Origin of the sequence: Micromonospora sp. NPDC048898, from assembly GCF_043198035.1 — a bacterium.
In the GTDB taxonomy this organism is placed as follows: Bacteria; Actinomycetota; Actinomycetes; order Mycobacteriales; family Micromonosporaceae; genus Micromonospora.
Window position 1 is genome coordinate 187,619 of sequence record NZ_JBICUF010000009.1, and the last position, 21,685, is coordinate 209,303.

Here is a 21,685-nt window from a genome sequence, read left to right on the forward strand (position 1 = left end):
GGGTAGGGTCTGACGCCGTGCCTGGCAATCCACGTCCACGTACCGTGACCGGAGTCCGGCTCGGTGATCTCGCCGTCCGGCTCGCCGTCGACCTCCCGGCGGACGCCGCCGCGGTGACCGTCACCGGGGCCACCCACGCCAGCCAGGAGGTCCGCCCCGGCGACCTGTACGCGGCGCTGCCCGGTGCGCGCCGGCACGGCGCGGAGTTCGCCGCCGGCGCCGCCGAGGCCGGCGCGGTGGCCCTGTTGACCGATCCGGCCGGCGCCGAGCTGGCGGCGGCGAGCGGTCTGCCCGCCCTGGTGGTGCCCGACCCCCGCGCGGTGCTCGGCGAGCTGGCCTCGGCGGTCTACGGCGACCCGACCGCCGCGCTCACCGTGATCGGCGTGACCGGCACCGCCGGAAAGACCTCCACCGCGTACCTGGTCGAGTCGGGGCTGCGGGCCGCCGGGCACACCACCGGGCTGATCGGCACCGTGGAGACCCGGCTCGGTGACCTGGTGATCGACAGCGTGCGCACCACCCCCGAGGCGACCGACCTGCACGCCATGCTGGCCACCGCCCGCGAACGGGGGGTCACCGCCGTGGTCATGGAGGTCTCCAGCCACGCGCTGGCCATGGGTCGGGTGGGCGGGGTCCGGTTCGCCGTCGGGGGCTACACCAACTTCGGCTCCGACCACCTGGACTTCCACGCCGACCGTGACGACTACTTCGCCGCGAAGGCCCAGCTCTTCGACGGGCGCTGTGCGGTCGAGGTGCTCAACCACGACGACCCGGCGTTGCTGCCGCTGCGCAAGCCGGCCACTGTCACCTACTCGGCGGCCGGCGACCAGGGCGCGACCTGGTGGGCCGACGGCGTGGGCGGCGAGGGGTACGCCCAGCGGTTCACCGCGCACGGCCCGGACGGCGTGGTCCTGTCCGCCGGGGTGGCGCTGCCCGGCCGGCACAACGTGGCCAACGCGCTGTTGGCCATCGCCGCCCTGGTGGGCGCCGGGGTGGACCCGGCGACCGCGGCGACCGGCGTGGCCGCCTGCGGTGGCGTGCCCGGCCGGTTGGAGCTGGTCGACAGTGTCGGGCCGGTGCGTGGGGTGGTCGACTACGCGCACAAGTCGGACGCGATCGTGGCCGCGCTGGCCGCGCTGCGTGAGCTGAGCGTCGGCCGGTTGATCTGTGTGATCGGCGCCGGCGGCGACCGGGACCGGGGCAAACGGCCGGTGATGGGTGCCGCCGCCGCGCAGGGAGCCGACGTGGTGCTGGTGACCGACGACAACCCCCGTACCGAGGACCCGGCGGAGATCCGCGCCGAGGTGCTCGCCGGGGCGTACCGGGCCGGCACGGCCGCCCGGATCATCGAGGTGTCCGGCCGGCGCGCCGCGATCGACGAGGCGGTTCGGTTGGCCGAGCCGGGCGACGTGATCGCGCTGCTCGGCAAGGGGCACGAACGAGGCCAAGAGGTGGCGGGCGAGGTGCTTGCGTTCGACGACAACACGGAGCTGGCCGACGCGCTGCGGGCCCGCTTCGGGGACCTGGCGGGTCAGCGGTGATCGCGCTGAGCCTGGCCGAGGTGGCCGCGGCCGTCGACGGCCGGCTGGTGGGCGCCGAGCCGACCGCCACCGTCACCGGTTCGGTGGAGTTCGACTCGCGCAAGGTGGGGCCCGGTTCGCTCTTCGTGGCCTTCCCCGGGGAGAAGGTCGACGGGCACGACTACGCGGCCACGGCGGTCCAGGCCGGGGCGGTGGCGGTGCTCGGCAGCCGCGAGGTGCCCGGGGTGCCGATGGTGCTCGTCGACGACGCCCTGACCGCGATGGGCCGGCTGGCTCGCGCCGCGGTGGACCGGCTGCCCGGGTTGACAGTGGTCGGCGTGACCGGCTCGTCGGGCAAGACCACCACGAAGGACCTGATCGGCCAGCTCACCGCCCGCCTCGGGGCCACGGTGGCGCCACCCGGGTCGTTCAACAACGAGCTGGGTCACCCGTACACCGCGTTGCGGGCCGGGCCGGACACCCGCTACCTGGTGATGGAGAAGGGCGCGCGCGGGATCGGGCACGTCCGTTACCTGTGTGAGCTGGTGCCGCCCCGGATCTCCGTGGTGCTCAACGTCGGCACGTCGCACATCGGCGAGTTCGGCTCGCAGGAGGCCATCGCGCAGGCCAAGGGCGAGCTGGTCGAGGCGCTGCCACCGGACGGGCTGGCCGTGCTGAACGCCGACGACCCGCGGGTGGACGCGATGGCGAGCCGGACGCGGGCCCGCGTGGTCCGCTACGGCGAGGCGCCGGACGCCGACGTGCGCGCCGAGGACGTCACGCTCGACGAGCGGGGGCGTGCGTCGTACACCCTGGTCACGCCGGAGGGGCGCGCGCCGGTGCGGCTCGGGGTGACCGGGCGGCACCAGGTCGGCAACACCCTCGCCGCGGCGGCGGTGGCCCGGGAGTTGGGCCTGCCGCTGGCCGAGCTGGCGCCGGCCCTCGGCGAGTTGACGTTGGTCTCGACCCGCCGGATGGACGTCTTCGACCGCGCCGACGGGGTGACAGTCATCGACGACTCGTACAACGCCAACCCGGCCTCGATGGCGGTGGCGGTGCGGGCGCTGGCCAGCATCGGCCAGGGACGGCGTACCGTCGCGGTGCTTGGTTACATGGCCGAGCTGGGTCCGTTCGAGTACGACGGCCACGCCGAGGTCGGCCGACTCGCGGCCGAACTGGGTGTCGACCGGCTGCTCGTGGTGGGCGAGCCGGCCGCGCCGATCCACGAAGGCGCGACAGCGGTAGCGAACTGGGGAGGAGAGTCGGTGCTGCTCACCGATCAGGCGGCGGCCGTCGAGGTGCTGCGGGGCGAGCTACGACCGGGTGACGTCGTCCTGGTCAAGGGCTCCCGGTACCGGACCTGGGAGGTGGCCGACGCCCTGCGCGCCGACACCGGCGGGGAGCCGACCCGATGAGGGCTGTCATCGTCGCCATCGGGGTGGCCTTCATCGTCTCGCTGTTCTGCACCCCGATCGCGATCAAGGTGTTCACCCGGCTCAAGGCCGGTCAGCCGATCCGGTCCGACGGCCCGGCCATGCACCAGGGCAAGAAGGGCACGCCCACGATGGGTGGCGTGGTCTTCATCCTGGCCACGGTGATCGCGTACGTGGCCGGGCACCTCGCCCTGACCACCCTGCCGGACCAGCAGATCGCCCAGGTGGAGCCGACCATCACCGCGCTGGTGCTGCTGGGGCTGATGGTCTTCTCCGGCGCGGTGGGTTTCCTGGACGACTTCCTCAAGGTGCGCAAGCGCAACAGCGCCGGTCTGAACAAGCGCGGCAAGCTGCTCGGCCAGATCCTGGTCGGTGCGGTCTTCGGCGTGATCGCGCTGTGGTTCCCGAGCACGATGACCAACGGGTCGGGCGTGGCGACGAACACCGAGACGGTGGGCAGCACGACGCTGAGCTTCATCCGGGACATCGACGCCCTGGAGGTCAGCAAGGTCGGCGCGGTGATCATCTTCATCTTCGTGGTGATGGCCGCGACGAACGGCGTGAACCTCACCGACGGTCTGGACGGTCTGGCCACCGGCGCGTCGGTGATGGTGCTCGCCTCGTACGCGCTGATCGCGTTCTGGCAGTACCGGCACTGGTGCGCCGACCCGAACTACACCCAGCCGTACTGCTACGAGGTCCGCGACCCGTTGGAGATCGCGCTGATCGCCGGGGCCGCCGCCGGGGCCTGTGTGGGCTTCCTCTGGTGGAACACGTCCCCGGCGCGGATCTTCATGGGCGACACCGGGGCGTTGGGGCTGGGCGGCCTGATCGCCGGCATGGCGATGTCGACCCGCACCATCCTGCTGCTGCCGATCATCGGTGGGCTCTTCGTGATCATCACGATGTCCGTGGTGATCCAGATCATCTCCTTCAAGACCACGGGTAAACGGGTGTTCCGGATGTCGCCCCTCCAGCACCACTTCGAGCTGGCCGGCTGGAGCGAGGTCAACATCGTGGTGCGCTTCTGGATCATCGCCGGCATCGGGGTGGCCATCGCCCTGGGCCTGTTCTACAGCGAGTTCCTGGCGAACATGACCTGATCCGCTGCCCCCATCCGCGCCGATCTTGCACTTTCGCACCCCGGAATGTCCCGCTCTGCGGCCTTCGTCGGGACAGAAAGTGCAAGATCGACGGGGGAGGGGGGCGACACGCCCGAGAGGAGTTCTGGGGGTGTCGGGCGTGTTCAGCGGTGATGATGTCCCGGTGGGGGACGAACTCGGCACCGACGACAGGACAGCGGGTCGACCGCGACGGTCACCGGGCGCGGCGCGTACCGCGGAGGTGGGCGCGCCCGTGGACGACGCTCGGGGGCCGGAACCGGGTGCGGCGCGTACCGCGGAGGCGGTCGCGCCGGCGCTGCGCGGGCTGGACGCGGCCGGCGGGCTCGCCGCGCTGCGCGGCCTGCTGGACCGGCCGCTGGCCTCCTACTACCTGCTGTTGTCCAGCGCCGGCCTGCTGCTGTTGATCGGGCTGACCATGGTCTTCTCGGCCACCAGCGTGAAGGACTTCGCCGAGGACGGCAACGCCTCGGCGTCGGTGACCAAGCAGGCCATCTTCGCGGTGCTGGGCATCGGGGCGTTCTGGGCCTGCCAGCGCCTGCCCGCCAGCACCTACCGGTCGCTGGGCCGGCCGCTGCTGTTCACCTCCATCGCGCTGCTGCTGGTGCTCAACCTGCTGCTCGCGTACGCCCGCCTGACCGACCAGGATTCCGCGCGGATCGGCCCGATCGAGGCGCGGCTGCTCTGGCTGTTCGTCGGCGGGATCCAGGTGCAGCCCTCCGAACTGGCCAAGTTCGCGCTCGTGCTCTGGGGCGCGCACGTGATCGCCCGCAAGGGCGCCGCGCTGGGCTGGTGGCGGGAGCTGGCCACCCCGCTCTTCCCGGTGCTGGGCCTGCTCTTCGTCCTGGTCGGCTACAACGACGTGGGCACCATGCTCTGCCTACTGGCCCTGGTGGTCGGTCTGCTCTGGGCCGCCGGGGTGCGGATGCGGGTCTTCGGCGCCCTGACGGTGGTCGGTCTGCTCGGCGTCGGGCTGCTCATCGCGGTGGCCTCGCTGGGTGCCGGCTCCGGCGAGCGCGGCGCGGACAACTACCGCCTGGCGCGGCTGACGCTCTTTCTCAACCCGCCGCCGCCGGACAAGTGCGGAGACCCGTGTTACCAGGTCTACCAGGGGCGGCTGGCCATCGAGCACGGTGGCTGGTTCGGTGTCGGGCTGGGCAAGGGCAGCCTGAAGTGGGACTGGCTGCCCGAGGCGCACAACGACTTCATCTTCGCGATCATCGCCGAGGAACTGGGCGTGATCGGGTGTGTCGTCATCCTCAGTCTGTTCGCGGTCCTCGCGTACACCGGGTTGCGGATCGCCCGACGGGTCGACGATCCGTTCCGCCGGCTCGCCGCCGCCGCCGTGACCACCTGGCTGGTCAGCCAGGCCGCGATCAACATCGGTGGGGTGGTCGGGCTGCTGCCGATCACCGGCCTGCCGTTGCCGTTCATCTCCGACGGCGGAAGTGCCCTGGTCGTGACGTTGGCCGCGATCGGCATGCTGGCATCCTTCGCCCGTGCCGAACCCGATGCGGCCAGAGCACTGCATGCCCGTCCGCCGGCCCGGTGGGTCCGACTACTCTGGGCCCCGTTGCCGCCGCTTCCCGGCCGGCGCCGCCGACCGGCGACGCCGCCGGCTGGCCGAGGGTCCGTGCCCCGGTCCCGCGAGCGGCGCCACGACGACCAGGCCGCGCCGCGCGGGGTCCGCCAGGACCGCAGCCGCGGGGGTACGGCGAGCGAGAGGAGACGCTGATGGGTCCGCTGCGTTCGGTGGTGCTCGCGGGAGGTGGCACCGGGGGGCACATCTACCCGTTGCTCGCCTTCGCCGACTGCCTGCGCCGACACGACCCGGGCGTCCGGATCACCTGCCTCGGCACACCCAAGGGCATGGAGAACGACCTGATTCCGCCGCAGGGCTACGACCTGCGGCAGATCCCCGCGTACCAGCTGCCCCGGTCGGTCAACATGAACCTGGTCCGTACCCCGGGGCGGATGTGGACCGCGGCGCGCGCCGCGGGCAAGGTGATCGACGAGGTGAAGGCCGACGTGGTCGTCGGCTTCGGTGGGTACGTCTCGGTGCCGGCCTACCTCGCCGCCTGGCGCCGGGAGCTGCCCATGGTGATCCACGAGGTGAACGTGCCGCCGGGTGTGGCCAACCGGCTGGGCATGAAGTTCACCAAGAACATCGCCGTCGGTTTCCCGCACCAGCCGAGCCAGGCCGAGTCGCTGCGCGACGCCACGATCGTCGGGGTGCCGCTGCGTCGCAGCATCGCGGGGCTGGACCGGTACGCGCTGCGTAACGCCGCCCGCGCCCACTTCGGGCTCCGCCCGGACCTGCCGGTGCTCTTCGTCTCCGGCGGCTCGTCGGGTGCCCGCTCGATCAACCTGGCCGTCTCCGGGGCGGCCAAGGAGTTGGCCCGCAACGGCGTGCAGGTGCTGCACGTGATGGGCGCCCGCAACGAGCCGGTGCCGATCCCCACCGACCTGCCGGTGCCGTACGTGACGTTGCCCTACCTGTCCGAGATGGAGCTGGGCTACGCCGCCGCCGACCTGATGCTGGCCCGGGGTGGGGCGATGACCGTCGCCGAGGTGGCCGCGATCGGGCAGCCCACGATCTATGTGCCGTACCCGCACAGCAACCAGGAGCAGCGGCGCAACGCGCTGCCCGTGGTGGAGGCCGGCGGCGGGCTGCTCGTCGACGACGCGGAGCTCACACCGGACTGGTTGGAGCGCACCGTCATCCCCCTCATCCGCGACCCACAGCGGTTGTACGCGATGGGCGCCGCGGCGGCGGCGTACGGGCGGCGCGACGGTGACGAGGCCCTGCGCTCCTTCGTCATTGCGGCGGTGGCCCGGTGACCGCCCAGTTCACCCCGGCCGGCACGCTCACCGCCGAGGACCTGGGCGCCGTCCACCTGATCGGCGTGGGTGGGGTGGGCATGCTCGGCGTGGCCCGGCTGCTGCTCACCCGCGGCATCCGGGTTTCCGGCAGCGACCTGCGGGAGTGGCCCTCGCTGGCGGGCCTGCGGGCGCTCGGCGGCACCATCCACCTCAGCCACGAGACGACGAACCTCGACGGCGTGGACACCGTCGTCTACTCGTCGGCCATTCCACCGGACCACCTGGAGCTGGTCGAGGCACGTCGGCGCGGCCTGCGGGTGCTGCACCGCTCGGAGGCCCTGGCCGCGGCGATGACCGGCCGCCGGGCGGTGGCGGTCGCCGGCACGCACGGCAAGACCACCACCACCTCGATGGTGACGATGGTGCTCCAGCAGGCCGGTGTGGACCCGTCCTTCGTGATCGGCGGGGAGATCTCCGAGGTCGGCTCGGGCGCCCACCACGGCACCGGCGAACACTTCGTGGTCGAGGCGGACGAGAGCGACCGCTCGTTCCTCATCTACCGCCCGTACGTCTCGATCATCACCAACGTCGAGGCCGACCACCTGAACACCTACGGCGACTACGCGACGCTGGAGGCGGCGTTCGTGGAGTTCGCCCGCCTCACCGACCCCGACGGGTTCATCATCACCTGCGCCGACGACCCGGGCGGTCGACGGCTGGCCGAGAGCCTGCGCGCCGAGGGGCGGCGGGTGTTCACCTACGGCGAGGCCGCCGACGCCGACCTGCGGTTGACCGACGTCGTCTCCTCCGCACGTGGGGTGCGCTACCTGGCCGCGATCGACGGCCGGTCGCTTGGCGAGTTCCGGCTGCCGGTGCCGGGGCGGCACATGGGGCTGAACAGCGCCGCCGCGGTGCTGACCGCGTACCTGCTGAAACTGCCCCTGGAGGCGGCGGAGGCCGCGCTGGCGGTCTTTCCCGGCGTGCGACGGCGCTTCGAGCGCAAGGGGCTCGCGGACGGCGTGCTGGTCTACGACGAGTACGCCTACCACCCGACCTCGATGACCCTCGCGATGCAGACGCTGCGCGAGGTCGCCGGGGACGGCCGGCTGATCGTCGTCTTCCAGCCGTACCGGCTGTACCGCACCCGCGACAACCAGGCGGAGATCGCCGATGCGCTGGCCCTCGCCGACGAGGTGGTGCTGCTGGAGGTCTTCGGGCCGGGCGAGTTGCGCCAGCCCGGCGAGGGCTCGGCGGCGCTGATCGCGGCGGTGGCGTTGCCCGCCGACCGCAAGGTCTTCGTCGAGTCGTGGGAGCAGGCACCGGTCGAGGTGGCCCGCCGGGCCCGCTCGGGGGACGTGGTGGTCACCATGGGCGCCCCGCCGATCTCGCTGATGGGCGACGAGTTGCTGGCCGCCCTGGGTGACCGTGCGGCCGGTCCCGCACCGACCGCGACCGTCGATGAGGTGGCCACGTCCCCGGCGATCGGCGATCCGGTGCCCGGAGGGGCCACGGCCGGCGGCGACGGAGCGGCTCTCGGTGGCACCGCCGCACCCGGCGGCGCGGCGCCCCTGGCCGGATGAGTCCCGGCCCGGCCCGAGGGCGGACCCGCGCCGCAGACGGTGGCGCCCCGCGCCGTGGCCCGGCGCGGCGGTGGCAGCTGGTGCGGGCGGGCCGCGACGCGGTGCCGCCCTCGACCCGTCGGTTCATGGCTCGTGCGCGGCAGCGTCGCATGCGTGCGGCACTGCCGTGGGCGGTGGGCGCCGGCGTGCTCGCGCTGGCCGGGCTCGTCGCCTGGACGGTGCTCGGCACCGGGCTGTTCGGCGTCCGGGAGGTGCGTGTGGAGGGTGCCGACCTGGTCACCCCGGTGCAGGTGCACGACGCGGTCGCGGTGCCGGACGGCGTGCCGCTGGCCCGGGTGGATCTGGCTGCCGCCGCCCGCCGGGTCGGCGCGCTGCCGGCGGTGGAGCGGGCCACGGTCTCCCGGGACTGGCCCGGCGCGCTGGTGGTGCGGGTGACCGAGCGGACCCCGGTGGCGGCGGTGCCGCAGGGGGAGTCGTTCGCCCTGATCGACCGCAGCGGGGTGGCGTTCCGGACGGTGGACCGGCGCCCCGCCGAGCTGCCGCAGGTGACGGTGACCCGCCCGGCCGCCGACGACCCGGGCACCCGGGCCGCCCTGGAGGTCCTCACCGCGCTGACTCCGCAGCTGCGCGCCGAGTTGGTGGACGTCCGGGTGGAGGGGTTGGCCCGGATCAGCCTGCGGTTGAAGGGGGACCGGACGGTTGTCTGGGGGGACGCGACGCGGGGCACGGACAAGGCCCGGGTGGCCACCGCCCTGTTGGACGAGGACGCCGCACGGATCGACGTGAGCGCTCCCGACGTGGTGACCTTTCGCTGACCGGCCAGCGCCGTCAAGGGTGAGCCGTCGCGCTCGGGCCGGCGACACGCCGGGCGGGTCCTTGGCTCATCGCGCGGTGGCGCTTACGTTGCCCCGAAGAGGTTCAGTGGTTGACATAACTGTAAGCCTCTAGTAGAGGGTGAGGGTTCGCCTCTGACTCTCGCTGGTGACAGCTGTCGTCGGCCGCTGGTCTGGCCACGCCGTACCCGGTCGGCCGAAGCCAATCTCGAAGAAAGGACCGGAGATGACACCTCCGCACAACTACCTGGCGGTCATCAAGGTCGTCGGCATCGGCGGAGGCGGCGTCAACGCCGTCAACCGGATGATCGAGGTTGGGCTCAAGGGCGTCGAGTTCATCGCGATCAACACCGATGCCCAGGCGCTGCTGATGAGTGACGCCGACGTCAAGCTCGACGTCGGCCGGGAGTTGACCCGTGGCCTGGGGGCCGGGGCCAACCCCGACGTCGGCAAGAACGCCGCCGAGGACCACCGCGACGAGATCGAAGAGGTGCTCAAGGGTGCCGACATGGTCTTCGTGACCTGTGGTGAGGGCGGCGGCACCGGCACCGGTGGCGCGCCCGTGGTCGCCAACATCGCCCGCAAGCTCGGTGCGCTGACCATCGGCGTGGTGACCCGGCCGTTCTCCTTCGAGGGCAAGCGCCGCCAGGTGCAGGCCGAGACGGGAATAGACGAGCTGCGCAACCAGTGCGACACGCTCATCGTGATCCCGAACGACCGGCTGTTGGCCCTGGGTGACCGCAACATCAGCATGATGGACGCGTTCCGCACGGCGGACCAGGTGCTGCTCTCCGGTGTGCAGGGCATCACCGACCTGATCACCACCCCGGGTCTGATCAACCTGGACTTCGCCGACGTCAAGAGCGTGATGAGCGGCGCCGGCAGCGCGTTGATGGGCATCGGCAGCGCCCGCGGGGAAAACCGCGCGGTCGAGGCGGCCGAGGCGGCCATCTCCAGCCCGCTGCTGGAGCAGAGCATGGACGGCGCGCGGGGCGTGCTGCTCTCCATCGCCGGCGGCTCCGACCTGGGCCTGTTCGAGATCAACGACGCCGCCCAACTGGTCACCGACGCGGCCCACCCGGACGCCAACATCATCTTCGGCGCGGTCATCGACGACGCGCTCGGCGACGAGGTGCGGGTGACGGTCATCGCGGCGGGCTTCGACGGCGGCACTCCGGCGTACAAGGCGGCCGAGCCGACCCGCAAGACCAACACCAACCAGCCGGCGCCGCAGAGCACCCCGGTGCCGGCACCGGTCAGCAACCCGACACCGGCCCAGTCGCCGCGCCGCGTGCTCTTCGACGACGTGGACGTCCCCGATTTCCTCAAGAACGGGTCCTGAGCACCGCCGATGACCGACAGCTCAGCCACGGTACGACCGGACCGCCACGCCGAACTGGCGGCCGGCCTGGCCCAGATCCGGTCCCGTATCGCCCACGCCTGCGCGCAGGCCGGTCGGGACCGCGCCGAGGTCACGATGATCGCCGTGACGAAGACCTACCCGGCCAGCGACGTGGTGGCGCTGGCCGGGCTCGGGGTGACCGACGTGGGGGAGAACCGCGACCAGGAGGCGGCCGGTAAGGCCGCCGAGGTGGCCGCCGCCGGGGTACGTCCCCGCTGGCACTTCATCGGCCAGTTGCAGCGCAACAAGGCCCGCTCGGTGGTCCGTTACGCCGACGCGGTGCACTCGGTGGACAGCGTCCGGCTGGCCCGGGCGCTGGCGGCCGCGACAGTCGACCGGGAGGTGCCGCTGGACGCCATGGTCCAGGTGAGCATCGACGGCGACGCGGCCCGGGGCGGTGCGTTGCCCGGCTCGGCCGATCCGGGCGCCGGGCTGGAGCCGGTGGCCGAGGCGGTCGCCGACGCGCCGGGTCTGCGTCTGGTCGGTCTGATGGCGGTGGCTCCGCTGGGGTGGGAGCCGGAACGGGCCTTCGCCCGACTCGCCGAGGTGGCCGCCGCCTTTCGGACGGTCCATCCGGGAGCCACCGGGCTGTCCGCGGGGATGAGCGGGGATTTCGACATCGCGATCCGATACGGCGCGACACATGTCCGCGTCGGTAGCGCGTTGCTCGGAATGCGTCCCACGCTGCGGTAGCCTGACCGCGAGACAAGCAAATTACATCAGTGTTGTTTCAGGGGAGCGGCGCTCCTGGTCGGGGTCGGGCGCGCGACGCGAATCGCGTGCTGGGGGGATTGCGGTTCCGGTCCGATGGGCATGGTTGTCCACTCGCGACGGGCGACATGGCACGGGGGCGCGTGCCGCACGGCGGACGGAAGGGCGCGGGATGGGTGCACTGCGCAAGGCGGGGGTCTGGCTCGGTCTGGTCGAAGAAGACGACGAGCGAGCCTACGACGACGGTGGTTACGACAAGGGTGGCTACCGCGACTCGCGGTACCGGCAGAGCCGGTACGCCGAGGAGTTCGCCGACGAGGACGAGGACGACACCGAGGAGCCGCCGGCTCCCCGGCCGCGCGCCACTGAGCGGGGTCGACTCTCCGAGCGGACGAGCGGGCGGTTGAGCGAGTCCGAGCGTGGTGACGGCGAGCGCGCGGAGCGGGCCGAGCGGTCCAGCGTGCGGTCGATCACCCGGTCGTCGGCCGGCGAGACCTCCGGCGCGCTGTCGTACCACACCCGCGACAACCTGGCCCTCGCGCCGCAGGTCACGTCGCGGGAGCGGGCTCTTCCCGAGGAGGAGCAGCGCTACCAGATCACCACGCTGCACCCGACCACCTACCGGGAGGCGCGCACCATCGGTGAGCACTTTCGCGACGGCGTCCCGGTGATCATCAATCTCACCGAAATGGATGAGGCCGACGCCCGCCGTCTGGTTGACTTCGCGGCCGGTCTGGCGTTCGGCCTGCGCGGTACGATCGAGCGCGTGACCAATCGGGTGTTCCTGCTCTCACCGGCTAACGTCCAGGTCACCGCTGAGGACAAGGCCAAGATCGCTGAGGGCGGCTTTTTCAGTCTGAGTTGACCCCGCCCGACCCGAGGGACGTCGCTGACCGTGTTGTCGATCTTACTGCAAGTGCTGTACCTGATCCTTTATGTCTTCCTGCTTCTTCTTCTGTCCCGGTTCGTGTTGAGCGCCGTCCTGCAGTACGGCCGTCGCTGGCAACCGGGGCGTGGCGCATCGGCAGGATTGGAATCCGTGTGGAGCGTCACTGATCCCCCTCTCAACGCGTTGAGGCGTGTGATCCCTCCGCTGCGAATTGGTACCGTGAGCATCGACCTGGCCTCCCTTGTGCTCCTGGTTATCCTGTTCGTGCTGATGGAGTTCGTGTTAGGGCCGTCGATCAGGGCATCTGCCTGATGACCGACGCGCTTTCGCGGCCGCAACTGACCCGAGGAGTTTCGATGCCGCTGACCCCGGCCGACGTCCACAACGTCGCCTTCAAAAAGCCGCCGATCGGCAAGCGGGGGTATGACGAGGAGGAGGTCGACGCCTTCCTGGACGAGGTCGAGCGCGAGCTCGCCCGTCTCATCGAGGAAAACAACGAGCTGCGCGCCCAGGTGGAGCGCGGCGGCCGTGGCGGCGCCCCCGCCGGCCCCGGCGGCGACGCCCGACTGGCGGCGGAGCTCAACGACGTCAAGGCCCAACTGGACCGGGTGCAGCGCGACAAGTCGGCGGCCGAGCAGGCCGCCCGCGCGATGCAGGCCGAGCTGGAGCAGGTCCGCGCGACCGGCGGTCCGGCCGGCGGCGTCACCGGTGACGGTGAGCAGCAGGCCCTGCGCGTGCTGATGATGGCCCAGCGCACCGCCGACGACCACGTGTCCGACGCGCGCCGCGAGGCCGACCAGCTGCTGTCCGAGGCCCGTGGCAAGGCCGAGGAGGTGACCCGCGAGGCTCGCGCCAAGGCCGATGCCCTGGAGCGGGACGCCCGCCAGCGGCACCAGGAGGCCATGGGCGGCCTGGACGCCAAGCGCACGGCCCTGCAGAAGCACATCGAGGAGCTCAAGCAGTTCGAGCGCGAGTACCGCACGCGGCTCAAGGCGTACCTGGAGAGCCAGCTGCGCGACCTCGACGGTCGTGGCCAGGGCCTGGAGGCCGAGATGACCCGCTCCGAGGCAGGCCGGGTCGCCGGCGGCAACGGGCTGGCCGCTGCGGGTCTCGCCGGTTCGTACGGCGGCGGCGGGCGTTCCGGCGCCCTCGAAGCCGGACGCTGAGCGCCGGCCGGCGATCGCTTACCGCACATGGTGACGGTCGCCGGCCCTGTCTGGACGGCACGACGCGGCGGGGGTGACCCGTGATAGTCGCAAGTCTCCTGCTCATCCTCGTCGCGGTGGTGCTCCTGGTGCTCGGCCTGGCCGGTGGCTCCAGTTTCCTGTTGATCATCTCTATCGCGGCCAGTCTGCTGGCCGCCGTGGCATTGGTGGTGGGCGCCCGCCAGGCAGCCGCCAACCGCGCCACGGCGGATCCCGACCGGCCCGACCGGCGGCACCCCGACGCACCCCGCACGGCCAGCCAGGCCACCCCGGGTGTCGCGTACGGGCCGCCGTTGGTCGAGCCGGAGGTGCCGGTCCAGCACGTGCCCACGACGGTGGGGACCGGCGGCACCGGGTGGCGGCAACCACCCGCGCCGCCGGTCGACCACGCCGCACGCGCCGACGACGCACCGAGGTTCGACCCGGGCGGCGACGATGCGCCCCCGTTCGACCCGCGGGTCGACGATGCGCCCCCGTTCGACCCGCGGGTCGACGATGCGTCCCCGTTCGGCCCGCGCGCCCACGATGCGCCGAGATTCGACGCGCACGGCGACGATGCGCCCCCGTTCGACCCACGGGTCGACGATGCGTCCCCGTTCGACGCGGGGACGCCGTTCGTGACGTCGGCCGACGACGTGCCCCCCGCGGCCAGGCCGATCAGCCCGGCATCGTCGGTGGCGACGTCGACCGACGACGAGCTGAGCCACGGCGCCCCGGCCGCCGACGAGCCGGCCGAGCAGTTGGTCACCCCCGCCGAGGCGGCCCGGGTGGCGCGACTGTCCGACGCCGTCCAGGTGGTGGACGGCCACCCCCGCTACCACCTCGACAGCTGCCCGCACCTGGTGGGCTGGGTGCCCGAGACGCTGCCGGTCGCCGAGGCCGCCGAGCTCGGCTTCACCCCGTGCGCCTCCTGCGCGCCGGCCACCGCCCTGCTCGCCGACGTCCGGCCGATCTGAAGCGGCGCCGGTGCCCCCACAGGACACGCTCACCGTGGCGGTACGGGTGAAGCCCGCCGCCTCCGCCGACCGGGTGGGCGGCCGCTTCGATGGCCCGCACGGTCCCGCCCTCGTGATCGCGGTGCACGATCCGGCCGTCGACGGTCGGGCGACCGAGGCGGCCCGGCGGGCCCTGGCGGCTGCCCTGGGCGTCCGGCGGGCCGCGGTCACCCTGCGCGCCGGCGCGGCCAGTCGGGACAAGCTCTTCCTCGTCGATCGGCCCAGCCCCGAGCTTCCCGAGGTGCTGCGCCGACTGCGCGACGGATCCGGCGAGTGAGGAACGTCCAGGCCGGGCAGCCGTGACGCCCGGGTTTGATGTCGCGCTGCTGCTGGGTGCGGCCGTGCTGCTGGTGGCCGTCGGCGCGGTGCGCCTCTCCACCCGGCTGGGTGTGCCCAGCCTGCTGGTCTACCTGGCGCTCGGCGTGGCGATCGGCGAGAGCGGGCTGGGCATCCGCTTCGACGATGTCGAGTTGACCCGCACCCTCGGCTTCTGCGCACTGATCGTGATCATCGCGGAGGGTGGCCTGACCGCCCGGTGGACCACGCTGCGCCCGGTGCTCGGGCTGGCGTCCGCCCTCTCCACACTCGGCGTGGTCGTGAGCATCGTGGTGGTCGGCATCGCCGTACACCTGTTGCTGGGGCTGGACTGGCGGTTGGCGTTGCTCTACGGCGCGGTGCTCTCGTCCACCGACGCGGCGGCCGTCTTCGCCACCCTGCGCCGGCTGCGGCTGCCACCCCGGCTGGTGGCGACCCTGGAGGCCGAGTCGGGCATGAACGACGCCCCGGTGGTGCTGCTGGTGGTGCTGCTGTCGCACCAGGGCTGGTCGCACCCGTGGTGGTACGAGGCCGGGCTGGTCTGTTACGAGTTGGGCGTCGGCGTGGCGGTGGGTGTGGGTGCGGGCGTCGCCGGCACCTGGGCGCTGCGCCGGGCCGCGCTGCCCTCGGCCGGGCTCTATCCGATCGCCGCGGTGGGCATCACCGTGCTGGCGTACGCCGCGGGGGCGGTGTTGCACGCCTCCGGGTTCCTCGCCGTCTACGTGGCCGGGGTGCTGCTGGGCAACGCCCGGTTGTCCCACCGGCAGGCGATCCTCGGCTTCGCCGACGGGCTGGCGTGGCTCGCCCAGATCGGGTTGTTCGTGCTGCTCGGGCTGCTGGCCTCGCCGGGCCGGCTGGACGCGGCGGTGTTGCCCGCGGTGGTCGCGGGGCTGGCCCTGGTGCTGTTGGCCCGCCCGCTGTCGGTGGCCGTCTCGGCGCTGCCGTTCCGGGTCGACCTCCGCGAACAGGCGTTCCTGTCCTGGGCGGGGCTGCGCGGGGCGGTGCCGATCGTGCTGGCCACCATTCCGCTCTCCGAGCGGGTGCCCGGGGCGGAACGCCTCTTCGACGTGGTCTTCGTGCTGGTGGTGATCTTCACGCTGGTGCAGACCGGGACACTCGGGCCGTTCGCCCGCCGGTTGCGGGTGACCGCGCCGGCCGAGGCCACCGAGATCCACCTGGAGACCGCGCCACTGGAGCGGATGCGGGCGGACCTGCTGCAGTTGGAGGTGCCGCCGGGTTCGCGGTTGGCGGGTGTGCACGTCGACGAGTTGCGGCTTCCGCTGGGCGCGTCGGTCACCCTGGTGCTGCGCGACGGGGTGGGTTTCGTGCCCACGCCGGGCACCCGGCTGAAGACCGGCGACAGTCTGCTGATCGTGGCGACCGCGGGGGTGCGCGACGCCGCCGAACGGCGGCTGCGGGCGGTCAGCCGGCGGGGTCGCCTGGCCCGATGGTTTGGCGAGTACGGGGATGAGGCGGCAGGTTGACCTGCTAGCGTTCCCTTTGCCCTAGTTAGGCAGGGCTAGGGGTAGTTGAGCGGTGCGACGGTGCGGCACGTTGTCGGACGCCTGTACGTTCCGTATTCTTGCCAACCTCCGGAGTACGCGGCCATCGTTGCCGTGTGCCCCTTTTCGTCCAATTTTAGGGGACGCCGTGGTCGGCGCCCCCTGACCAGGCGCCGCGGACACGCGGCTCCCCGGCCGAGGGAGCGACCCATGGCGAAGCCAGCCGACACCAGGACCGCCGGGCGCAAGCCGGTGGCGAAGGCCACCCGCAGCACGGCGGAGACCGAGAAGATCCGGGCGGCGCTGGCGGCGCGGCGGGACGAGCTTCGCGCCGAGTACGATCAGACGCTGAGTGAGATCACCGAGCTGCAGCGCGATCGGCTGACCGACTCGGCCGGGGACGACCAGGCCGACACGGGCACCAAGACGCTCGAGCGGGAGCAGGAGATCTCTCTCGCCAACAGCATCCTGGAACGAACCACACAGGTCGAGCGCGCTCTGGAGCGTCTCGACGAGGGTGGTTACGGCTGGTGCGAGCGGTGCGGCAACCCGATCCCGGTCGAGCGCCTCGCCGCCTTCCCGTCGGCCACCCAGTGTGTGACGTGCAAGCAGCTGGAGGAGCGGCGCTGAGGTCCGTTCCCCGGCGGCGATGAGACGGTGAGCGATCACCGCCGAGACACCTCGATGGGGAGCGCATGACCGCAGCACCGTCCGCCGAACCCGGCCGCACCGACCCGGGCGGCGGCACACGCCGCTCCCGGGCCGTCGCGATCCTCGCCGGAGTCGCCCTGGTGGCCCTGCTGGCCGACCTGGTCACCAAGCACCTCGCGCTGGCCGCGTTGACCGACCGGGAACCGGTCCGGTTGCTCGGCGGGGCCGTCTACCTGAGTCTGACCCGCAACAGCGGTGCCGCCTGGAGCATCGGCGCGGACCACACCTGGATCTTCCCGCTGATCACCATCGGTGTGGTCGGCTGGATCGTCTGGATGGCCCTGCGGCTGCGCTCACTGCCCTGGGCGGTCTGCCTCGGCCTGGTGCTGGGCGGCGCGCTGGGCAACCTCGTCGACCGGATCTTCCGGGCCCCCGCGCCCTTCCACGGCCACGTGGTCGACATGATCAGCCTGTTCGACCCGTACGGCCAGGTCTGGCCGGTGTTCAACCTGGCCGACAGCTCGCTGGTCTGCGGTGTGCTGCTGGCCGTGCTGCTGGAACTGACCGGCCGCCAGCGTGACGGCGGGCGGGCCGGCCGCGACGGCGACCCGGCCGCGACGGACGCCGTGCGGGGCACCGACCAGCGGGAGCGGGCATGACCTCCGCGTTCGCCGCTGGCGGCGACCACCGTTCCCTCCCCGTCCCGGACGGCCTCGACGGCATGCGACTGGACCAGGCGGTGTCCCGTCTGTTCGGGCTCTCCCGCACCGCCGCCGCGGCCCTGGTCGACGCCGGGGACGCGCTTGTCGACGGCGCTTCCCGGGCCAACTCGCACAAGGTCAAGGCCGGCTCCTGGCTGGAGGTCACGCTGCCCGCCCCGGTCGCACCGCCGACCGTGGTGCCGCAGGCGGTGCCCGGCCTGCGGGTGGTCTACGCCGACGACGACATCGTGGTGGTGGACAAGCCGGTGGGGGTCGCCGCACATCCCAGCCCCGGATGGACCGGCCCGACGGTGATCGGTGCGCTCGCCGCGATCGGGCACCGCATCTCCACAAGTGGCGCCGCCGAGCGGCAGGGCGTGGTGCACCGGCTCGACGTGGGCACCACCGGGATCATGGTGGTGGCCAAGAGCGAGCAGGCGTACACGGCGTTGAAGCGGGCCTTCAAGTACCGCGAGGTGGACAAGGGCTACCACGCGGTGGTGCAGGGCCACCTGGACCCGCTGCGCGGCACCGTCGACGCGCCGATCGACAGGCACCCCACCCACGACTACCGCTGGGCGGTGGTCTCCGGCGGTAAACCGAGCATCACCCACTACGACACCCTGGAGGCGTTCCCGGCGGCCAGCCTGGTCGACGTCCGCCTGGAGACCGGGCGGACCCACCAGATCCGGGTGCACTTCTCCACCATGCGGCATCCGTGCGTGGGTGACCTCACCTACGGTGCCGACCCCACCCTCTCGGCCCGTCTCGGCCTGGCCCGACAGTGGCTGCACGCCCGCGAACTGAGCTTCCTGCACCCCCGAACGGGGGACGAGGTCCGGTTCGTCAGCGACTACCCTGACGACCTGGACCGCGCGCTGCAGATCCTGCGTGACTGAGCGGCGACCGCCCGACACCGATCCGACGAGGGGATCCCGCCCGTGCGCGCCGGCAACCTGCTGCGGCAGTTGGACCAACGGTTGCTGCCGCCGCTGACCCGGGTCGTGGCCCGGCTGGGCGACCGGTCGGCGCGGTCCGGGGTGCTCACCTGGGCGGCGGCGTTGTCCGCGGCGGCGGTGCTGGGGACCGCGCTCTGGGCCGCCGACGAGACTCCGGTCGGCGACCGGACGGTGGGCGAGGTGACCCGGGTCGGCGTCTCCGACGGTGACTCCGTGCCCGGCTACCTGCGGTCCGCCGCCGCCGACCTGGCCGCGCTGCCCGAGTCGACCCCGACCGCCGGGGACGGGACCTACGCGCTTGTCACGCTCGTCGCGTACCTGCCGCCGCAGCGCCTGGCGACGGTGCTCGGCGACGTGCCGGTCTCGGCGGTCTTCGGGCGGGTTCCGCTGCCCGGGCGACAGACCGAGATCGTCAAGATTCCCGCGCTGCGGGTGCCGGACGACGTGGTCGCCGGGATGGACCAGGTGGCGGCCCGCAAGGACACCGAAGCCGCCGACTACCGGGCCCGGGCCGCCGCGGTCGACGGCGAGGGCGTGGACGAGCGGGAGTTGCGTGCCCGTTACGCCAGCGGCGCCGAGGTGGCGACCGCCGAGGCGGCCGCGTACCGCACCGGCTGTGCCTGCGTCTACGCGGCGGTGGTCCGCGCGACGCCTGTGGTGTTGCGGGGCATGGCGGCCCGCCCGGACGTGCGGGCGGTCGACCCCGCCCCCGAGGTGTACCGGTTGGACCGCACGGTCTTCCTACCGCCCCTGCCCGAGCAGCGTGACGTGGTACGCCCGCCGGCCGACACCGGCCCGAGCGCCGAGCCGACTCCGACGCGGCGGACCGAGCCGGCGCCGAACCCAGCGGTGCCCTCGGCGTCGATGGGCGAATCGTCGGAACCCGCACCGGTCGTGACGATTCCGTTACCCGCGCCGTCGTCGGCGGAACCCACCGAAACCGCGCCGCCGAGCGCCACCACCTCGCCGGACACCACAGTCGTCGAGCCGCCGACGCCGACGTCGTCGTGATGTGCGCCGGCTGGTGTGCGTTCTGAGGTGTGGTCCGAATAGGGTTTGCTTCGTAGCCTGTCAGACGGAGATCGATGGCGCTGGGAGGGCGGGCCGTGGAGGGCAGTGAGACCGGCTGGGGCCGGCCGGCCGAACCAGCGCCGCGGTGGCGCGCGTTGTTGGACCGCGCCCGGCTGGGCGGTCGCGGCGCGGAGCAGACCGAGCCGGAGCGGCGGACCGACGAGGCGCCGCCGGATCCACTGCCCCGGCGTGCGGCCCCGAACGGGTACGCCGGGCGGGCACCCGCCGTCGGGCATCCGGCCGAGTTGTCGTACGGCGCGGACCCCGCCTACCGGGCTGAGGCGACCTACCGCGTCGACCCCGCCTACCGGGCCGAGCCGGCGTACCGGGCGGATCCCGGCTACGGGGTCGAGCCGGACTACCGGGCCGAGCCGGCGTACCGGTCGGAACCGGCGTACCGGGCCGAGCCGGCCTATCGCGTCGAGCCGGACTACCGGGCCGAGCCGGGCTACCGGGCCGAGCCGGGCTACCAAACTGAGCCGGGCTATCGGGCGGAGCCGGATTACCGGGCCGAGCCGGGCTATCAGGTCGAGCCGGACTACCGGGCTGACCCGGGCTATCGGGGCGACCCGGGCCACCGGGCTGACCCGGGCTATCGGGCCGAGCCGGGCTACCAAACTGAGCCGGGCTATCGGGCCGAGCCGGGTTACCGGGCCGAGCCGGGCTACCGGGCCGAGCCGGGCTACCCGGCGGAACCGACGTACCGGGCCGAACCCGAGACGCCGCCCGGCGCCGCCGACCCGGCCCAGTCCCGCTACGCGCTGCTGGACAACGGCTACCGGCAGGGCGACCCACCGTCCGCGTCGCGGTACGCGCTGCTGGAGACCGGCTACCAGCCGGAGACCGGTTACCCGGTGACCGCGCCACCACCCCCACCGGTCGCGCCCGCACCCCCCGCGCCGGTCGTGTCGCCACCCACCGCGTCGGCCGGCTCGGCGATCGCCGAACGCGCCTATCCGGCCCGGGTCGAGTGGCGCCCGCAGGGCGTCGACCCGGAGCAGGAGCGGGCCAACGGGGTGCTCCGCCGAGACCTGGGCACGCCCCGGGTTTTCGCCTTCGCCAACCCCAAGGGCGGGGTGCACAAGACCACCGCCACCGTGCTCGCCGCGGCCACCGTCGGCAGCGTGCGGGGGCAGGGCGTACTGGCCTGGGACGACAACGAACTGCGCGGCACCCTCGGGCTGCGCGCCGGCAGCGCCCGGCACGCCCGGACGATCCGGCACCTGATCAGCGACCTGGCCCAGATCGAGATCCTTGAGGGCTCGACCCTGCTGGGTCGGCTGGACGACTACCTGCGGCACGCCTCCGACGGCTCGTACGACGTGCTGGCCGGCGAGGAGAGCCCGCGCTTCGCCCAACGGCTGGACCAGTTCACCGTCCGACGGGTGCTGGAGCTGCTGCGGCGTACCCACGACGTGGTCTGCGTGGACACCGGCAACAACGTGGAGAGCCCCAACTGGCGCACGGTGATGCAGGCCGCGGACCAGCTGGTGGTGACCACCGTGCCGCGGGAGGACGCCGCGTTCAGCGCGGACTGGATGCTCGACCTGCTGCACGAGGAGGGCATGGGCGAGTTGGCGGACAACGCGATCACCCTCATCTCCTGCCCGACGCCGGGCCGCTCGCCCCTGCAGGACGACCTGGAGCGGCACTTCGCCACCCGTACCCGTGGCGTGGCCGTGGTGCCGTACGACGCGGCGCTGGAGACTGGTTCGTCGATCGAGTACCACCAACTCCAGCCGGAGACCCGGCAGGCGTGGCTGCGCGCGGCGGCGATGATGGTGGAGCCGTTCGCCCGGTGAGCTGGTCTGCCGCCACCGGCGCCCCGGCCCCGCACCGGGCCTGAGAGGATCATCGGGTGAGCCCGGACAACCCCGACCGCGAGCGGCCCGTCGACGAGCCCGACCAATCCACGCCGCCCCGAGCGTCGGGCGCCACACCGTCATCCGGCGAGCAGCCGCCCGTCGCCGAGCA

19 protein-coding genes and 1 pseudogene are annotated in these 21,685 nt (G+C 72.9%); all 20 read left to right on the top strand.

Going from position 1 to position 21,685, the window contains the following annotated elements; translation table 11 throughout:
- Positions 1 to 17: 17 nt before the first annotated feature.
- The 20 genes and pseudogenes from ACGFIQ_RS23220 (at position 18) to ACGFIQ_RS23315 (ending at position 21,513) form a co-directional block, all read left to right on the top strand.
- Entirely contained in the window at positions 18 to 1,541 is a 1,524-nt protein-coding gene (locus tag ACGFIQ_RS23220) for a UDP-N-acetylmuramoyl-L-alanyl-D-glutamate--2,6-diaminopimelate ligase (RefSeq protein ID WP_393246772.1), read from the top strand.
- Complete coding sequence (gene murF, locus ACGFIQ_RS23225; protein ID WP_393246774.1) at positions 1,538 to 2,935, top strand: UDP-N-acetylmuramoyl-tripeptide--D-alanyl-D-alanine ligase; 1,398 nt, start codon at positions 1,538 to 1,540, stop codon at positions 2,933 to 2,935. Before ACGFIQ_RS23220 ends, murF begins: the two co-directional genes overlap by 4 nt.
- On the top strand, positions 2,932 to 4,056 hold the full coding sequence (mraY, locus tag ACGFIQ_RS23230) for a phospho-N-acetylmuramoyl-pentapeptide-transferase (protein WP_357069539.1): 1,125 nt from the start codon (positions 2,932 to 2,934) through the stop codon (positions 4,054 to 4,056). The genes murF and mraY overlap by 4 nt, the downstream gene beginning before the upstream one ends.
- 325 nt (positions 4,057 to 4,381) lie before the next feature.
- A complete protein-coding gene (locus ACGFIQ_RS23235; RefSeq protein WP_393246986.1) occupies positions 4,382 to 5,809 on the top strand; it encodes an FtsW/RodA/SpoVE family cell cycle protein in 1,428 nt (475 codons plus the stop codon).
- Positions 5,809 to 6,915 (top strand): undecaprenyldiphospho-muramoylpentapeptide beta-N-acetylglucosaminyltransferase, encoded by a 1,107-nt coding sequence (gene murG, locus ACGFIQ_RS23240; protein WP_357556319.1) that lies wholly within the window; start codon positions 5,809 to 5,811, stop codon positions 6,913 to 6,915. Before ACGFIQ_RS23235 ends, murG begins: the two co-directional genes overlap by 1 nt.
- Positions 6,912 to 8,477, top strand: a complete 1,566-nt coding sequence (gene murC, locus ACGFIQ_RS23245; RefSeq protein ID WP_393246777.1) for a UDP-N-acetylmuramate--L-alanine ligase — start codon at positions 6,912 to 6,914, stop codon at positions 8,475 to 8,477. The genes murG and murC overlap by 4 nt, the downstream gene beginning before the upstream one ends.
- Positions 8,474 to 9,292, top strand: coding sequence for a cell division protein FtsQ/DivIB (locus ACGFIQ_RS23250; protein ID WP_393246779.1), 819 nt, complete (start codon positions 8,474 to 8,476; stop codon positions 9,290 to 9,292). The genes murC and ACGFIQ_RS23250 overlap by 4 nt, the downstream gene beginning before the upstream one ends.
- 244 nt (positions 9,293 to 9,536) lie before the next feature.
- Complete coding sequence (gene ftsZ, locus ACGFIQ_RS23255; protein WP_357251061.1) at positions 9,537 to 10,652, top strand: cell division protein FtsZ; 1,116 nt, start codon at positions 9,537 to 9,539, stop codon at positions 10,650 to 10,652.
- 9 nt (positions 10,653 to 10,661) lie between these two features.
- Positions 10,662 to 11,405, top strand: coding sequence for a YggS family pyridoxal phosphate-dependent enzyme (locus ACGFIQ_RS23260; protein WP_393246781.1), 744 nt, complete (start codon positions 10,662 to 10,664; stop codon positions 11,403 to 11,405).
- A gap of 190 nt (positions 11,406 to 11,595) precedes the next feature.
- Positions 11,596 to 12,288, top strand: coding sequence for a cell division protein SepF (locus ACGFIQ_RS23265; protein ID WP_393246783.1), 693 nt, complete (start codon positions 11,596 to 11,598; stop codon positions 12,286 to 12,288).
- 30 nt (positions 12,289 to 12,318) lie between these two features.
- Positions 12,319 to 12,624, top strand: a complete 306-nt coding sequence (locus ACGFIQ_RS23270) for a YggT family protein (protein ID WP_030334503.1) — start codon at positions 12,319 to 12,321, stop codon at positions 12,622 to 12,624.
- Between the two features lie 44 nt (positions 12,625 to 12,668).
- The gene (locus tag ACGFIQ_RS23275; RefSeq protein WP_124820047.1) at positions 12,669 to 13,478 is read left to right on the top strand and encodes a DivIVA domain-containing protein; all 810 of its coding nucleotides are present in this window, start codon (positions 12,669 to 12,671) and stop codon (positions 13,476 to 13,478) included.
- Between the two features lie 755 nt (positions 13,479 to 14,233).
- A pseudogene (locus ACGFIQ_RS23280) lies at positions 14,234 to 14,473 on the top strand (hypothetical protein); the annotation flags it as partial.
- A 10-nt stretch (positions 14,474 to 14,483) separates the two neighbouring features.
- Entirely contained in the window at positions 14,484 to 14,789 is a 306-nt protein-coding gene (locus ACGFIQ_RS23285; RefSeq protein WP_393246786.1) for a DUF167 domain-containing protein, read from the top strand.
- A 22-nt stretch (positions 14,790 to 14,811) separates the two neighbouring features.
- A complete protein-coding gene (locus ACGFIQ_RS23290; RefSeq protein WP_393246788.1) occupies positions 14,812 to 16,311 on the top strand; it encodes a potassium/proton antiporter in 1,500 nt (499 codons plus the stop codon).
- Positions 16,312 to 16,539: 228 nt separating this feature from the next.
- Complete coding sequence (locus ACGFIQ_RS23295) at positions 16,540 to 16,959, top strand: TraR/DksA C4-type zinc finger protein (RefSeq protein WP_357069561.1); 420 nt, start codon at positions 16,540 to 16,542, stop codon at positions 16,957 to 16,959.
- A 65-nt stretch (positions 16,960 to 17,024) separates the two neighbouring features.
- Complete coding sequence (gene lspA / locus ACGFIQ_RS23300) at positions 17,025 to 17,639, top strand: signal peptidase II (protein WP_393246791.1); 615 nt, start codon at positions 17,025 to 17,027, stop codon at positions 17,637 to 17,639.
- The gene (locus tag ACGFIQ_RS23305; protein WP_357810184.1) at positions 17,636 to 18,580 is read left to right on the top strand and encodes an RluA family pseudouridine synthase; all 945 of its coding nucleotides are present in this window, start codon (positions 17,636 to 17,638) and stop codon (positions 18,578 to 18,580) included. The genes lspA and ACGFIQ_RS23305 overlap by 4 nt, the downstream gene beginning before the upstream one ends.
- Positions 18,581 to 18,622: 42 nt before the next feature.
- Positions 18,623 to 19,651 (top strand): hypothetical protein, encoded by a 1,029-nt coding sequence (locus tag ACGFIQ_RS23310; protein WP_393246794.1) that lies wholly within the window; start codon positions 18,623 to 18,625, stop codon positions 19,649 to 19,651.
- Positions 19,652 to 19,725: 74 nt separating this feature from the next.
- Positions 19,726 to 21,513 (top strand): ATPase, encoded by a 1,788-nt coding sequence (locus ACGFIQ_RS23315; RefSeq protein ID WP_393246796.1) that lies wholly within the window; start codon positions 19,726 to 19,728, stop codon positions 21,511 to 21,513.
- Positions 21,514 to 21,685: the final 172 nt, after the last annotated feature.